Origin of the sequence: Pseudomonas sp. Ps21-P2 (genome assembly GCF_039672565.1) — a bacterium.
In the GTDB taxonomy this organism is placed as follows: domain Bacteria; phylum Pseudomonadota; class Gammaproteobacteria; order Pseudomonadales; family Pseudomonadaceae; genus Aquipseudomonas.
Genome location: NZ_JBDFPL010000001.1, coordinates 800,052 through 815,492, shown reverse-complemented (window position 1 = coordinate 815,492; position 15,441 = coordinate 800,052). Strand labels below are relative to the sequence as shown.

The following is a 15,441-nucleotide window of genomic DNA, read 5'->3' as shown; positions in this document are numbered from 1 at the left end:
AACGGCAAGGCTTTCCCCGGAAAGCCGACGCTGCCCGCACGCCTTGAATTTGAGGAAACATGAAGATGAATTATCTGGAAAAGAAAACCGCCATCGTCACCGGCGCGTCGTCAGGGATCGGCGCCGCGACGGCCAACGCTTTGTCGGCTCAAGGGGTCAACGTCGTGGCTGCTGCGCTGGATGAGAAAAGCCTCGCCGCCCTTGTCAGCGAACTCCGCGCGGCCGGTTACGAGGCGTCCAGCTTCGTCACCGACGTGACCGACGCTGACCAAACCCGCGCCCTGGCGCAGTTCGCCAAAGACACCCACGGCTCCGTCGACATCCTCGTCAACAACGCTGGCCTGATGCTGTTCTCCCACTGGGTCGATCTCGTGACCCAAGACTGGAACGCCATGATCGACGTCAACATCAAGGGCTACCTGAACACCATTGCCGCCGCCCTGCCCTTCATGCTCGAACAGAAATCCGGGCAGATCCTCAACATGGATTCGGTGGCCGGCCACCAGGTCGGCCCCGGCGCCGGCGTTTACAGCGCGACCAAGTTCTTTGTGCAGGCCATGACCGAATCCATGCGCAAAGAACTGGGCGTGCACCACGGCATCCGCGTCAACACCGTCAGCCCCGGCGGCGTCAACACCGGCTGGGCGGACAAAGTCACCGACCCCGCCGGCCGCAAAGCCGCTCAAGCGCTGAACGAAATTGCCATCGCACCGGAAGACATCAGCCGCGCCGTGATCTACGCGCTGAATCAGCCGGCCAACGTCACCGTCAACGACCTGATCATTTCACCCACCCGACAGGACTGGTGATTGCGCAGCTGTTGGTTATTAACGCTTTCGCCTTTCTAACTTAAACCCTGGAGTAACAAACATGAGCAAGAACATCAAAGCCGTTGCCACCCACGACTACAACGCCGTGATCGACACCGCCAGCCGCTACGTTGAAGGGCTGCGTGAAGGCAGCGTTGCGACGATCAAACAGGCCTTTCACGAAGAAGCGGTGATGTACGGTTTCACCAACGGCCAATTGCTGGGTGGGCCAATCAGCAACCTATATGACTTTGTTGAAAGCAACGGTAAGGCGGCCGAGATCACGACGCGGCTGGATGTGTTGGCGATTACGCCGACTACGGCTGTGGTGCGGGTGGATATGGAGAAGGACGCGATTGGCGCGGATTACGACGACTACCTGACGCTGATCAAGATCAATGGGGGCTGGAAGGTGATTGCGAAGGTTTATCACCAGTTTGAGGGGTAGGTTTTAAAGCGGTGAGTGTTATGGACGTGGGCTTCGGGGTTTTGACTTCGGGGCTTGCGGGCTGGGTTAAAGCGGCTGGGTATTGAGCGTTTTTTGAGTCGTAGCGTTGGTTATTTTTGGAGTAAGACGTGATGGTTTTAGTTGAGTACATCGCCGGTTTGCCGTGCAGTGCGGATCAGGCGTGGAAGGTGCTTCGGGACTTTGGCGGGATCGCGTCATGGCATCCGGCGATTGTGAAGAGTGGCATCGAGAGTGAAGTTGGGATTTTACGGGTGGGTGCGGTCAGGCGGCTGGAACTTGCGGACGGTGCGGTGTTGCGGGAGCGGTTGATTGAGTTTGATGATGGGGTTAGGGCGTTGGCTTATGTGTTTGAAGAGTCGCCGTTGCCGGTGGATGGGTATCGGGCGCAGGTTAGCGTGGATGAGGTAGCGGATTTGGCGGATCGGTGTGTGGTGCGATGGAGCGCGCGGTTTGAGGTGCGGGAGGCTGGGACGGAGGGGGCATTTGAGGAGTTCGTCAGGGGGTTGATTGTGCAGGGGCATGAGGGGTTAGAGGGGGTTGTTCGGGGTTGATTGCGGCGCGGGAGGGCTAGTTTTTTTCGGAATAATTCGACCGGTTGACAGTACGTTTATCGAGGAGTCTGACCGCTCCGCAGGTTCGCAAGGATCAAAAGTCGAGAGCGGGCCGAACAACGGTGGATCCGCCAATACTGCGCTGATCAATTGGTCCAAGTGGCGATCGGGAAGTCGCCGACGGCTGAGCTGCTGCGCAACCCATTCAGTAACGGTGGCGCAAAAACCGGCAGATCAAGACCGATGACGACATCCTTATCAATCTGCGGCCTTTTTAGCCAGATATTGAAGTGAGGTATCTACTGGCTCGAGGCAAAACTGAAAACGGCGCATTGAGTCGCCAGTCCAATTCATCACTTCAGTCAACTGGTCGCTTCGTCGTAGCGATATAGAGTGAGGGTTTCGACGGGTAGACCTGACGTTATGGCAGATTGTGTAGTGCTATGGATACGCACACTTTACATGACAAACTTTGTCCCGGACAGTCGTTCTCATCACCCCTGAAGTAGTCGTTTATCCGTGATATAAAATTTCAAATCAACCTAAGTCCTAAAAGTGTCATTCTCCCGATAATAATTTATTTCATCAATAAGCCAGGTCGTGTCATGCTCTCCCGCCACCTTATGACCCAATATATATGACAAGGAGCTAACTAGCATCCAGCTGCGTAAACCTAAATTCTGGACCTGTAATGGCATCTCCATATCTTCATCATCTAGGTATATCTGATCGTCCTCTAGGCTTTGTAGATAATCCCACGGGATAAAATAGAAATCAGTATCTTCAGGCTCTCGCCCCCAAGATTCGATATTTGCGTATACCCACTCACCCGAATCTAAATCTGAAAGATCGGCGATCACTTGCCCTAACGAACTATAAGCTTTCATTTGAGTGCACCCTTGTTTTCTGCAACATGAACCACCGCTCCGCGTTTTTCTTTGCCCATGGCCGCATTACAGATGAAAGTTCAAATGTCTGGAGTTATAGACTGATCCATTAACCACTGTAGTGAGCCGCCAACCTCTGATGATAATGCAAGATTATTTCGTATGAGGATCAGTCGACGCCTTTCTTAGAAATGCAACGCGCACCGCTAGATCGCGCGTGGCATGCCGGCGATGGATTCCAGCGTTAGTTGCAGCTCAAGCCTAATGCGTTGCTGTGCCTGACCATCACGCCCTCGGCGTAGGTAAACCGGCGCATGGAATCGCCATTGCGACTGATGACTTCGATGAGCTGACTGTTGTCGTCGTGGCGGCTAAATCACGAAGCGCGTGCAGGGAATGGCGGCCTTCAAACCTAGCTGAATGCCAAAGTAGATGCCTACCAGACCCTTGGCACCGTCGGCAGACATAAGAACGTCGAACGTGTAGCTCAGCCAACTTTATAACGCATCGTTGAACGGTAATTGGTATGTGACGTGCCGGCCAGGTTGGCGGCGCTGATATTTAAAGCCCATAAATACTATCAGCTTCTTTATTCATACTTAACGCCCCCAAAGCTCCCAAGTCCAAACTATAGACCTCATCCTCTCCTTTCAGACTTAAAAAATACCCTAAATCTCCATCCTGGCCGATAAGAAGATAGTCAGACTCATACACTTGCACTTCATACGTTGCATTTCTTTCAAGCAACTCTGCACAACGATAAAGGTAGACCTGCCCCTCTGAAACAAGCTCCAACTCATAAACTTCATTTCCCTGTACCACTTCAGAAGAAAACTTTTTATAATCTTCAGAAATCTTACCGCCGAGAGTAGCTTCAATCTCTTTGAGTTTTTTCCGCACCTGACTTGCGTCCATATTCAAAGCCCTCATTCGCGAGTCAACAATTAGATATCAAAAAATTGGTTTTCCATACCTTTCGTTCGAAGCCCATCGAAATAATTATAGGCATCCCCAATAATTTTCTTGCCTGCGATGTGGACGCTCCCAATCAGGCATCTCCTTATAGCTTATATTAAACTCATGCTTCAATATGTTATCTCATCCTCCTGCTGCTGCTCTTCTGGTTCGTTGAGCGGCACTGATTGCAGCATGTGGACTGCAGAGTCGTTACCGGAGCAGAGTTCTTCGATGACATATTCCAAGTACCACAAAGATAATGCCGGCGGTGAGCGGATTCCGAATAGTTAAAGCTCCGCTATTGAGGTGCGAACAGTGTCACAGAAAAACGACTCAAAACTATCGTACATAACTTCTTTGGCACCATCTCGCTTAAAAGACAGTTCCGTCAATACTACTACCGCCTCGCCAGAGGAGCTAAGCTGAGAAGTATCGATAGAGAATAAAGGACCGTAGCCCGATGCCTTGACTACGATCATTTTTGAATCCGCATCTCCCGCATCTCGAGCATCCTTTGTTGCAAAAAACACGCAGGGGACCTCCGCGGCTGTGAGCCCGCTTTTGGTAATACCATAATATGTGTTACCACCAAAAGATAACGCACCAAATTTTTTGAGGAACAGCTTATAGGAGGGAGGAAACTCAATCCCTAATGCTTTTTCAAACTCAGCTATAATTTCATCGCTCGCGCCTCCGGCAAATGCAGGCTCGTCACTGCTCAAGTTCATTTCGTTTTCAATAACATCAATATAAGTCATGATCACCTCTCAAAAATCTAAAGACCGCTCTTTCCAATAGGTGTTTTTCCAAGTATTAAAAGGGCCGCGGTTCATACTTTGCGGCGCGCTGTTATAAACTCGCCGCAGACCGTCAGACCCTAACCAACTTTTGTCCCATTGGTTGGAATAAATGTGTAGCACTCTGTCATTCTTAGAATGGAAGCTACTCAAGACCTCGGCCATAGAACCGGTCTCATCTTGAGTTAAATGGTGAAGATTTACTTCCTTTCCGTCTTTTCCGATCGGTGCATCTCCTTTTTGCATCCTTTGAACGTTCGTCCTTCCTACCTTATCAACGTGATGAGGATCGAAGATACTGTTTCTCTGATAAACCTTCCTACCTGCGACATTTTTCGGACTCCAGCAAGCCCGACCTAACGGATCTACCCAACCATTTGCATTTGGAGCGTAAGCGTATAAATTCTTACCACCAGACAATCCAATTGGATCTTGTGTAATGAACCGCCCAACCTCCGGATCGTAATACCTGAATGTATTGTAGTGCAGGCCCGTCTCTCTGTCTAAGTACTGCCCTTGGAACCGCAGGTTCTGCTCAATCTCACTCACGGCAAGCATTTCGACCTCGCCCCACGACTTGTATGTCGCTTGCCAAACGATCTGGCCGTCGACATCCGTCATCTCAAGCGGCGTGCCGATCTGGTCCGTGTGGAAGTAATAAAGCTTTTTCTCCTCTTCGCCTTCGTTTTGGTCCACTCGCGCCAAGGGCGCGTAGCTACCAGGCTCGTAGATATAAAGGCTGCTCTGCCACGGTGTTTCTTCGCGCAGCATCTGCAATCCTTGCCAGAGAAAATGCTTGTGCTCGGTCTGGCCATCAATCTCGGACGTCTTTCCAACCCGACGACCCAGGCTGTCGTACCGGTACGTGCCAACGCTGTGCATCTGGCTGTTGACCATCGTCTCCGCACGCACGAGCCGGTTTTCGCAGTCGTAGGTGAACGTCTGCAGCTTGTATAAGCCCGACCGCTTCTCAATCAGGTTGCCCCAGGCGTCGTAGGTATATTCCTGATCGCGCCATCGTTTGATGCGGTTGTCTTTCACCTAATCAAACTGGCTGGTGTTGAAGTTCAGGCGGTTGGCCGCAGCGTCGTATCGAAACTCTTCGCTATCCACCAGTCGCCCAGTATCGCGACTGTGAAGCTGACCATTCGCGTCATACTCGTACTTAATCTCGCCACGCAGTTTGTCGAGCGTACGGGTGAGCTCTCCCGCAGGATCGTACTCGTAGCGACGATGAATCGGGTTGTACGCATGATCGACCAGCAACGAGGTATTGATGCCTGGGTTCTGGATCTGCGACAGCTTTTCAGCGGGCAACGTCGATGCAAACTGCCAACTTTTACGCCCCATCGCGTCATAACCGAAACAACTGGTGAGCTTGCCTTGGGATCGATAGACCTCGCGATGCAGGTCATCGCGCTCCATGTCACTGATGAGCAGCCCGTCGAGGTTAAGCTGATGCAGGTGGCCGCTGCCGTAGTACAGATGATTCAGGTGCTGACCAGTCGGCAATGTCAGCGTGTTCAGATTGCTGAGCGGATCGTATTCGTATGTGATCGCACCTTGCGGTGTGGTTTCTTTTACCAACCGACCTAACAGGTCATAGCTGAAGTCGAAGGTTTCCTCCTCTACACCCAGTTTTTTGCCAATACTTGAAGGCAGCCGATGAATGCTGAGCAACCGGTCCGCGTCGTCATAGACGTAATCCTGCCGAGCATCCTGATTGACCTTCGCCAGCAAGCGGCCAATCACATCACGCTCAAATTCCGTGCTGCGTTGCGGCCGCTCAGCCCTGTCCCCGTAGCCGATTTCATCCAAGCGCGTCAGATGCCCACCCACGTTGTAGGTGAATCGGCGCGTCAGGTTGTCGATGCGTTTTTCTTCGATCAGGCGATCCGAAGCGTCATAAGCAAATTCATAAGTCGCATTGTTTTCGTTGACCAGCGCGGTGAGCCGAATCGGCTTGTCGTACTCGTAACGGATGCGCTGGCCCTTGGCGTCTTGCCGCGAGCTCGGCAGGCCGCGCTCGTTGCGTTGCAACCTGATGATCTGGCCCTTGCCGTCAGTATGGGTAACCACTTGGCCATAGGCGTTGTACGTAAACGCTTCTTGTGTGCCATCGGGATGTTTGATGCGCAGCACTTCACCCGCGGGTTTCAGCTCCAGCTCGGTGGTCTGACCCAGTGCGTCAGTGACCGAAACCAGCTGCAGGCGCTCGTTTTATTGGTACGTGGTGCACTTTCCAGAGCAGTCCTGAAACGTCTCAACCTGTGCGTGGTTGTTCCACCAGAGGAATTTGGATTTGTGGTTGGCATCGATGATGGTGTGCACCAAACCGTCATCGTTGTGGAAATACTCGGTGCGCTGGCCTACCGCGTCGTATTCCTCTATCAGGTTGCCCTTGTTGTCGTAATGGCCCTTCCAGGTACTCCCGTCGGGATAGCTGACCTGCTTGACCAGTGAGGTCAGATGGTGATGCTGATAGCGCGTGCTGCGACCCAGCGGGTCGACTTCCTCAATCAGGCGCGAGTACTCGTCGTATTTGAGCGTCAGTTGGTTGCCGTCGGGCAGCGTCAAGCCGACGATGTTGCCGAAGTCATCGAGCGTAATTGCGTACTCTTCACCACCGAAGTCGCGACTAGCGGTCACTCGGCGATCGGCGTTGTAGTAAACCAGCGCCTCGCGACCCAGTACATCTATGACGCGGGTGGCTGCCCGTCAATGGTTCCCCAGCGGCAGTCACAGCTCAGCCCCAGCGCATTGTTGTGGCTGACCATTACGCCTTCGGCACAGCTGAACCGGCTCATGTATCGGTTTTACGATTGATGACTTCGGTGAGCTGACCCTCGCCGCAGCGGTACCGAACCGATTTTCTAGATCGCATGAAATTCGACGACTAAGGTAATCTTCATATCACCCGCATTACCGCATTGACCGTTATTCTTACCCTCACACTAAGGACACCAAAATGCTAAATACTGATAACACGATTGAGCGGGTCAAAAGCCTTCCAATGGTGCGTAGACAAAAGCGTCATTAATCTCGGTAAAATTCAGACCGGTCAAGCCCAGACTTTCAAACTCTAGCTTGAACTTAGCTGAACAAACGACACGCTTAATCTCCTCACAATAGAAAAAGTCTAGCCGGACACCCTCTTTGATGACAAATTTGTCGATCCTACTGAATACATCAAAATCGCCGCGCTCCCCCCTCGGACTAAGTAAGCGCTCATCCATCAACTCGAACTTAGAAGCGCCTCTATCCAGCATTGAAACTCTTCCGGTCACACAAAAGAAGTAATAGTCTTTAACGACCTTTGTATTTCGTGCAGTGACTATCTCAGTCGGTACTGAGATAAACTCCGCTTCTAGGGACTCACACAGCCGAACAAAGTTAACACTAGCAATGAAGTCACCTAACAAAACGTCGACGCTCAAGCTCTCAACCTTTGCTTTGAGCGTATAGCGGCTTGCGAACATTACGCCTACTGGACTAGAGCGAGGCAGCTCAAAGCTCGGCAGCTCTGGAGACCACTCGGACTCAAAGAAATACGGGATCGACTCTCCATCGGGATTACTGTCGACAACATAATAACTGTTCATTTTTTCATCTCACATTAATCCACCTGTAACAGGATTCACTTTGAATGCCCCATTTTGAAGTCCTGCACGCGCCCAGTCCTGGATGCTCTTCATTCCAAGCCCTAATTGTAGATCACTCAGTGAAGGTGCGATCGCGCTAAGGCCTTGGAGTTTTTCTCTAACTGCAGAGGTATAAATCGGATGGTTTGTCCAATGGCCGGGCAAATCTATGGTCTTCACGGCTTCCTTATCAGGAAGAAACATTCCATTTGAGGGACCATGGTTTTTAAAGCCTATTGCGTTAAGCCGCGAAAACATCGGTTTGAACTCGGGCGCTTTCATCAGTTCTTGTGGGATAAGATGATGGTTGCCCATCCCATCTCCACTTCTCGCGCCCATGGCCCGCCCTAACGCGCGCGCGCACCATCCTAAAGGATCGATCCAAGTATTAGAGTTAGGAGCATACACATACAGGTTATTGCTTCCCGATAGTCCAATCGGATCTTGGGTGATAAACCGCCCAACCTCCGGATCGTAATACCTAAACGTGTTGTAGTGCAGGCCCGTCTCATCGTCGAAATACTGACCCTGAAACCGCAGATTTTGCTCAACTTCACTCACGGCCAGCGATTCAATTTCGCCCCACGCCTTATGCGTCGCCTGCCAAACGATCTGGCCATCGACATCCGTCATCTCCAGCGGCGTGCCAATCTGGTCGGTATGGAAGTAGTAAAGCGCCTGCTCTGCCTCACCTTCGCTCTGGTCAACCCGGGCAAGTGGCGCGTAGCTTCCTGGCTCGTAAATATAGAGGCTGCTCTGCCACGGTGTTTCTTCGCGCAGCATCTGCAGGCCTTGCCAGAGAAAGTGCTTGTGCTCAGTCAGGCCATCAATCTCGGACGTCTTGCCAACCCGACGACCCAAACTGTCGTACCGATACGTGCCCACGCTGTGCATCTGGCTGTTAACCATCGTTTCAGCACACACGAGACGATTTTCGCAGTCATACGTAAACGTCTGCAGCTTTGCTCAGCCCTACCCGCTTTTCAATCAGGTTGCCCCAAGCGTCATAGGTATATTCCTGGTCGCGCCATTGATTGATGAGGTGGTCCTTTACCTGATCGAACTGGCTGGTGTTGAAGTTCAGCCGGTTGGCCCAGTATCGCGACTGTGCAACTGGCCGTTGGCCTCATACTCGTACTTAATTTCCCCGCCTAGCTTATCTAGCATTCGGGGCAGTTCACCTGCCGGATCGTATTCATAACGCCGATGAATCGGGTTGTACGCATGATCCACCAACAACGAGGTATTGATGCCTGGTTTCTGGATATGCGACAGCTTTTGCGCAGGCAATGTCGACGCTAACTGCCAACTCTTGCGATCCATAGCATCGTAGCCAAAGCAGCTGGTGAGCTTGCCTTTGGACCGATAAATCTCGCGATGCAGATCACCGCGTTCCATGTCGCTGCGGCCGTTCGTGACGTCGACCGGATAGCCGATAATATCGACTAAGACTCATCCGATTGTCGGCCCAATTATCTCGATGCCCGCGACGCTGCTGGTGGCGAAGGTCGCGCAGACGCGTAACGCGAAGGGCCCTGCAGCCTTCAACCCTTGCGTCCACGCCAGCCTGGCCGCTGATGCCACCGCTATGCCCACCGATGCGACGATCATCAGTACGTCAGCACCGACGCGGAGCCGCCAGGGCTCTCATCATCAATATCAAGGCACTGAACCCTGCCGCACCCAATAAACACATCGTCCCAGCCGGATTAAATCACGGTACCGCAGGTCAGCCTGCCACCACGATATGTGGGCATTGATTACTGCCCATTTACCCTGCTAAAAATAGGCCTTATTTTATGTTGAGGCTGCACGCGTTCCGACTACTAGTGTTGATTTAAATATCTATCAACCAAGACGTACCCAGCAACAGCCATTTCCAAGTAGTTTTTATACTCCTCGATAGCAAGGACTCTCACAGGCTCGCCAGAACGATATAGAGTACCTGCCATATGGAACTCAAGGCTCACCAATTTTTCATCTCTTATCGGGCCATTTCCAACCACAGGCCACTCTCCAGAGAGAAGATTATCCACGGCAGTAAAAATCACTCTAAAAGACCCTTTGTAATCCTGGAAACTCAAGTAGCTTACTTCTTCAGAAATACCTTTTTCATCTCCTACGGATAATACACAGAACGCAAATACTCTCTTGAATTTTTGCCCTGGACAATTCCGTCCGATCCATATAGCCTGACATATGGCTTGTCTCCCGTCAGACATCGGTACGGTGAAGTAATCACCATTACTCACTATCTGTTTAGAACTCATAATCCAATACCCTTCATTTTCGCCAATGCATCAGCTAGTATTTTAGCCCCCCAATCGGAGCTGTGCCCTGCTATGTCATACGTTACTGAGTTAGGGTTAGCTGGACTGTAGGACCTGATCTCATTGAGAAGATTAGTTGCTTCATTAGTAGATTTAGCCCCACCCTTAATGTCCATGATAGATTGCTCGAGAAACTTAGCCTCAGCCTTCGTCAGATTATTATCGAAAATTATACGCTGATCTAAATGTGACTTACCTTCTGTAGCCGCATGCACAGCCAACCGCGACGTGGCATCACCACGACCAACGTATTTTACTTTGCCATTGTCAACCAGTACATAAAGCCCTTGGCCGTTGAGTTTATCGTAGTTCGCACCGGTACCGCCTGCGCTGCGCTCTGATGGCTTCCCCTTACAAGGAGTAAGCCCTAGCGGATCAATCCATGCGATCGTATTGCTTGCATACTGATAAAGATTCCGCCCACCAGCCAATCCAATCGGATCCTGAGTGATAAACCGCCCAACCTCCGGATCGTAATACCTGAACGTATTGTAGTGCAGGCCCGTCTCATCGTCGAAATACTGACCCTGAAACCGTAGGTTCTGCTCAACCTCACTCACGGCTAATGATTCGACTTCACCCCAGGCTTTGTACGTTGCCTGCCAGACGATCTGGCCGTCGACATCCGTCATCTCGAGCGGCGTGCCAATCTGGTCGGCATGGAAGTAGTAAAGCGTCTGCTCTGCCTCACCTTCGCTCTGGTCAACCCGGGCAAGTGGCGCGTAGCTTCCTGGCTCGTAAATATAGAGGCTGCTCTGCCAAGGCGTTTCCTCACGCAGCATCCGCAGGCCTTGCCACAGAAAATGCTTATGCTCGGTTTGCCCTTCAATCTCAGACGTTTTTCCAACCCGCCGACCCAAGCTGTCATACCGGTAGGTACCGACGCTGTGCACTTGGCTATTAACCATCGTCTCCGCATGCACAAGCCGATTTTCGCAGTCGTAAGCAAAGGTCTGCAGCTTATTCAGCCCTACCCGCTTTTCAATCAGGTTGCCCCAGGCGTCGTAGGTATATTCCTGATCGCGCCATTGCTTGATTCGGTTGTCTTTCGCCTGATCAAATTGGCTGGTGTTGAAGTTCAGGCGGTTGGCCGCAGCGTCATATCGGAACTCTTCGCTATCCACCAAGCGGCCGGTGTCGCGGCTGTGCAGCTGGCCGTTGGCTTCATATTCGTACTTGATCTCACCGCGCAGCTTATCGAGCGTGCGAGTCAGCTCGCCTGCTGGATCGTATTCGTAACGCCGATGAATCGGGTTGTACGCGTGATCCACCAGCAACGAAGTGTTGATGCCTGGGTTCTGGATCTGCGACAGCTTTTCAGCCGGCAACGTCGATGCGAACTGCCAGCTCTTGCGGCCCATCGCGTCGTAGCCAAAGCAACTGGTGAGCTTGCCCTGGGATCGATAGACCTCCCGATGCAGGTCATCGCGCTCCATGTCGCTGATCAGCATTCCATCGAGGTTCAGCTGATGCAGGTGGCCGCTGCCGTAGTACAAGTGATTCAGGTGCTGGCCAGTCGGCAATGTCAGCGTGGTCAGGTTGCTTAGCGGATCGTACTCGTAGGCAAGCGCACCTTGCGGCGTGGTCTCTTTGATCAAACGACCTAACAGGTCATAACTGAAGTCGAGGGTCTCTTCCTCAACGCCCAGTTTCTTGCCAATACTCGAAGGCTGGCGGTGGATGCTGAGCAACCGGTCTGCTTCGTCATAACCGTAATCCTGCCGCGCATCCTGGTTGACCTTTGCCAGCAAGCGGCCAATCACATCACGCTCAAACTCCGTAGTGCGTTGCGGCCGCTCTGCCCTGTCCCCGTAGCCGATTTCCTCAACCCGCGTCAGATGCCCGCCCAGGTTGTAGTTGAATCTGCGCGTCAGGTTGTCGATGCGTTTCTCTTCGATCAGACGATCCGAAGCATCGTAGGCAAATCGGTAAGCCGCATTGTTTTAGTTGACCAGCGCGGTGAGCCGAATCGCCTTGTCGTACTCGTAACGGATGCGCTGGCCTTTGGCGTCTTGCCGCGAGCTCGGCAGGCCGCGCTCGTTGCGTTGCAACCTGATGATCTGGCCCTTGCCGTCAGTATGGGTAACCACTTGGCCATAGACGTTGTACGTGAACGCTTCTTGTGTGCCATCGGGATGTTTGATGCGCAGCACTTCACCCGCGGGTTTAAGCTCAAGCTCGGCGGTCTGACCAAGCGCATCGGTGACGGCAACCGACTGCAGGCGCTCGTTTTATCGGCAAGTGGTGCTTTCCAGAGGAGTCCTTACACTTCTCAACCTGTGCGTGACTTTTATCCTGGCAGCTTTTTTTTCGTTTCAGCTTTTTTTGGCTTCCAAGCCAACAATGTTCCCGCTTTACCACATATCTCATTTGCCGAATCGATATATTCACGCCCCACCTCCCAGCACCATCCATTTAAAACTTTTGTAATTACGCCGTGGCTTGCACTTTCTGAAATCCATTCCAAAAGGGACGTACTACCGATCTTGATAGACAAGTGCTGATCATTTAAAAAGTTAATAGGGTAGACCATTCTAAGACGTGCATGCTTATACTGACGCCCTCCTAAATATAGCGGAGACGCATCGTCGATAAAAGCAACCGGGTCTTCATACTGATATATCGTTTTGAAATTTTGGCCTCTAGCATAAGACATCGCACCCGAAACACTAGCCAGCTCGTAAACTATTGCATAGATATACTTGAGCTTTACGGAAGCAGAAATCAAAAAACTTTTAATTTTAATATTTAACTCTTCAAGTCCCACGTCCGTCTGCATATCTATACAAAAGAAACTTCCAAATTCTTCGGTAGTGTAGCCAAACGAACTAAACCAAGGCTTGACATTTTTCATCTCGCTGAAGACTCTAAAATCAACAACCTTACCTTCAGAGATTAGGACTTTGAGCTCCTTAGGCGAAACTTCGACGAACTCAATATCATCCACGCCATCCGCTTGTCCTCTTCTATCATAGCCTGCCCCAGTAATCGGATAGCCTAGCTCATTAAAAAACCTAAAAGCCTCATCAAAAACGCCTAAAACAGAAATCCGATCCACCCCGTAAATTGCAATCCCTGTAGCCATAATTAACCTATAAAGTTGATATAAAAGAATCAAGTATGCTTTTCATTTCAGAAGCATTGTAAGGATGCTCTAGCGTAAGAACCCTCCCTCGACTCTGAGCAGGCAAGCCACTCATTGCGTCTGTATTCCTAGTTGTCAGCGTGGGAAGCTTTCTGCCCATATCAGATTTGGATGCTAACTTGATTGCATGCACCTTACCATTCAATCGACAGGCATTACATCAGGACGGCGCGCCGACACACCGGGGACTTGTGCAAAGTTATAGCTACGATTTAAATACACATCTTAAAATTTTCCGCTCATTGCTAACTTATTCGCAATAGCTTCAGAAAACTGATCATGACCTGGAGTACCGTCAACTTGGCCTCGCCCATGTATTTTTGTACCATTTACGGTTCGCACTTGACATGGTGCCAATCCGAGAGGATCCATCCAAATGATAGGATTCTGGTTGTACCTGAATGAATTCATCCCGCTCAACAGACCAATCGGATCCTGCGTTATAAACCGTCCCACTTGCGGGTCGTAATACCTGAATGTGTTGTAGTGCAGACCCGTTTCGTCGTCGAAGTACTGACCTTGAAACCGCAGGTTCTGCTCAACTTCACTCACGGTCAACGATTCAACTTCACCCCCATGCCTTGTACGTCGCCTGCCAAACGATCAGGCCTTCGATATCCGTCATCTCAAGCGGCGTGCCAATCTGGTCTGTATGGAAGTAGTAAAGCTTCTGCTCTGTCTAACCTTCGTTTTGGTCGACCCATGCTAGCGGTGCGTAGCTTCCACGTTCGTAAATATAGAGGCTACTCTGCGCCGGGGTTTCCTCACGCAGCATCCGCAGGCCTTGCCAGAGGAACTGCTTGTGTTCTGTCTCGCCGTTTATCTCGGAGGTTTTGCCAATCCGGCGACTCAGGCTGCCATATCGGTACGTACCAACACTATGCACCTGGCTATTAACCATCGTCTCCGCACGCACGAGCCGGTTTTCGCAGTCGTAGGTGAACGTCTGCAGCTTGGATAAGCCCGACCGCTTCTCGATCAGGTTGCCCCAGGCGTCGTAGGCATATTCCTGATCGCGCCATTGCTTGATACGGTTGTCTTTGACCTGGATGAACTGGATAGTGCAACGGGTGACCTGACCTGCGTGCGACACACCTGTCGGTGCAGGTCATCGAGTTCCTATCCCTGAGAACCAGACCGTCAACGCCAATTTGGTGAAGGCGGCCGCTGCCGTCGTCAGGTGCTCAAGGTGTCGGCCCGTACGCCGTACGTATGTCAAGGTGGTCAGGTCGCTGAGGAGCCGATTTTAAGCTCGGCTGTAGTCCACCTCAGAATACGAGCTTTTGCTAGACTTTGAGCCAACTTGTGACCTAAGGCTTATGCTCAGAATCTACTTCTCCTCTACGAGGACTGGATGCCCCCCTAACTGATTAGAAATTAACGTATAGAAATCTCCTAAGTTGGACGATATAAAGTAAAGACTCCCACTATCGTCCCTTTCTAAAATATCTGCTTTTTTTATTGAGCCCTCTTGATGTAAATGAGTTCGGTCCCAGTAGTAGACACCATCCCTCTCAGACTCGGAAACAATCACATAAGGATTTCCTCCACCATCTTCTCCGATGGCGATGACGTTATTAAGAAAAGCAAGCTCTTCGATAAATTCTTTGTTAAATGCCACCACGTCGTTACACTCTTCATGTGGGTGCCATCCAAATAGCCGATCAAAGCTTATAAATCCCCCCTCGACAGAGTTCAGCGGGATTTCTACGTAATCTGGTGCGGCTATAAATAGACCGTTCATTCTTTGCAAGAAATCAGAATACTCGGAGGGAAGTGGCATATTTAGGTCTAGCTCAACACGGGCCACCTCACTCGCTGTCAACCCTTTTCTATACACTATAGGCATATTATC

Annotated in this window: 10 protein-coding genes and 5 pseudogenes; 3 read left to right on the top strand and 12 right to left on the bottom strand. The window is 51.2% G+C overall.

Annotated elements, in window-relative coordinates:
• Window positions 1-65 precede the first annotated feature (65 nt).
• The 3 genes from ABEH28_RS03515 to ABEH28_RS03505 all read left to right on the top strand — a co-directional run bounded on the left by ABEH28_RS03515 (window position 66) and on the right by ABEH28_RS03505 (window position 1,829).
• Window positions 66-809: an SDR family oxidoreductase gene (locus tag ABEH28_RS03515; protein WP_346629128.1), complete on the top strand. Its 744-nt coding sequence runs from the start codon at window positions 66-68 to the stop codon at window positions 807-809.
• Window positions 810-870: 61 nt separating this feature from the next.
• Window positions 871-1,257 carry a nuclear transport factor 2 family protein gene (locus ABEH28_RS03510; protein WP_346629127.1) on the top strand — a complete coding sequence of 129 codons (387 nt, stop codon included), beginning with the start codon at window positions 871-873 and terminating at the stop codon, window positions 1,255-1,257.
• Window positions 1,258-1,388: 131 nt separating this feature from the next.
• On the top strand, window positions 1,389-1,829 hold the full coding sequence (locus tag ABEH28_RS03505; RefSeq protein ID WP_346629196.1) for an SRPBCC family protein: 441 nt from the start codon (window positions 1,389-1,391) through the stop codon (window positions 1,827-1,829).
• Window positions 1,830-2,371: 542 nt separating this feature from the next.
• Here the strand turns inward: ABEH28_RS03505 and ABEH28_RS03500 are convergent.
• The 12 genes and pseudogenes from ABEH28_RS03500 to ABEH28_RS03445 all read right to left on the bottom strand — a co-directional run bounded on the left by ABEH28_RS03500 (window position 2,372) and on the right by ABEH28_RS03445 (window position 15,435).
• Window positions 2,372-2,716, bottom strand: a complete 345-nt coding sequence (locus tag ABEH28_RS03500) for a hypothetical protein (RefSeq protein WP_346629126.1) — start codon at window positions 2,714-2,716, stop codon at window positions 2,372-2,374.
• Window positions 2,717-3,277: 561 nt separating this feature from the next.
• Window positions 3,278-3,631 carry a hypothetical protein gene (locus tag ABEH28_RS03495; protein WP_346629125.1) on the bottom strand — a complete coding sequence of 118 codons (354 nt, stop codon included), beginning with the start codon at window positions 3,629-3,631 and terminating at the stop codon, window positions 3,278-3,280.
• A 329-nt stretch (window positions 3,632-3,960) separates the two neighbouring features.
• Window positions 3,961-4,431, bottom strand: a complete 471-nt coding sequence (locus ABEH28_RS03490; protein ID WP_346629124.1) for an SMI1/KNR4 family protein — start codon at window positions 4,429-4,431, stop codon at window positions 3,961-3,963.
• Window positions 4,432-4,440: 9 nt separating this feature from the next.
• Window positions 4,441-4,719: pseudogene (locus ABEH28_RS03485) on the bottom strand (HNH/ENDO VII family nuclease); the annotation flags it as partial.
• 96 nt (window positions 4,720-4,815) lie between these two features.
• Window positions 4,816-7,333, bottom strand: a pseudogene (locus ABEH28_RS03480) (RHS repeat-associated core domain-containing protein); the annotation flags it as partial.
• A 136-nt stretch (window positions 7,334-7,469) separates the two neighbouring features.
• Window positions 7,470-8,072, bottom strand: a complete 603-nt coding sequence (locus ABEH28_RS03475; RefSeq protein ID WP_346629123.1) for a DUF1629 domain-containing protein — start codon at window positions 8,070-8,072, stop codon at window positions 7,470-7,472.
• A gap of 9 nt (window positions 8,073-8,081) precedes the next feature.
• Window positions 8,082-9,515: pseudogene (locus ABEH28_RS03470) on the bottom strand (RHS repeat-associated core domain-containing protein); the annotation flags it as partial.
• A 422-nt stretch (window positions 9,516-9,937) separates the two neighbouring features.
• Entirely contained in the window at window positions 9,938-10,381 is a 444-nt protein-coding gene (locus ABEH28_RS03465) for an Imm26 family immunity protein (protein WP_282368114.1), read from the bottom strand.
• A 419-nt stretch (window positions 10,382-10,800) separates the two neighbouring features.
• A pseudogene (locus ABEH28_RS03460) lies at window positions 10,801-12,730 on the bottom strand (RHS repeat-associated core domain-containing protein); the annotation flags it as partial.
• A 1-nt stretch (window position 12,731) separates the two neighbouring features.
• Window positions 12,732-13,559: a hypothetical protein gene (locus ABEH28_RS03455; protein WP_346629122.1), complete on the bottom strand. Its 828-nt coding sequence runs from the start codon at window positions 13,557-13,559 to the stop codon at window positions 12,732-12,734.
• A 378-nt stretch (window positions 13,560-13,937) separates the two neighbouring features.
• Window positions 13,938-14,643 (bottom strand): annotated as a pseudogene (locus ABEH28_RS03450) (RHS repeat-associated core domain-containing protein); the annotation flags it as partial.
• A 273-nt stretch (window positions 14,644-14,916) separates the two neighbouring features.
• Entirely contained in the window at window positions 14,917-15,435 is a 519-nt protein-coding gene (locus tag ABEH28_RS03445) for an SMI1/KNR4 family protein (RefSeq protein WP_346629121.1), read from the bottom strand.
• Between the last annotated feature and the right edge of the window lie 6 nt (window positions 15,436-15,441).

Excerpts from the sequence above, each read along its gene's own strand:
- ABEH28_RS03515 (WP_346629128.1), top strand. The coding sequence starts at position 66 with ATGAATTATCTGGAAAAGAAAACCGCCATCGTCACCGGCGCGTCGTCA.
- ABEH28_RS03510 (WP_346629127.1), top strand. The coding sequence starts at position 871 with ATGAGCAAGAACATCAAAGCCGTTGCCACCCACGACTACAACGCCGTG.
- ABEH28_RS03505 (WP_346629196.1), top strand. The coding sequence starts at position 1,389 with ATGGTTTTAGTTGAGTACATCGCCGGTTTGCCGTGCAGTGCGGATCAG.
- ABEH28_RS03500 (WP_346629126.1), bottom strand. The coding sequence starts at position 2,716 with ATGAAAGCTTATAGTTCGTTAGGGCAAGTGATCGCCGATCTTTCAGAT.
- ABEH28_RS03495 (WP_346629125.1), bottom strand. The coding sequence starts at position 3,631 with ATGGACGCAAGTCAGGTGCGGAAAAAACTCAAAGAGATTGAAGCTACT.
- ABEH28_RS03490 (WP_346629124.1), bottom strand. The coding sequence starts at position 4,431 with ATGACTTATATTGATGTTATTGAAAACGAAATGAACTTGAGCAGTGAC.
- ABEH28_RS03475 (WP_346629123.1), bottom strand. The coding sequence starts at position 8,072 with ATGAACAGTTATTATGTTGTCGACAGTAATCCCGATGGAGAGTCGATC.
- ABEH28_RS03465 (WP_282368114.1), bottom strand. The coding sequence starts at position 10,381 with ATGAGTTCTAAACAGATAGTGAGTAATGGTGATTACTTCACCGTACCG.
- ABEH28_RS03445 (WP_346629121.1), bottom strand. The coding sequence starts at position 15,435 with ATGCCTATAGTGTATAGAAAAGGGTTGACAGCGAGTGAGGTGGCCCGT.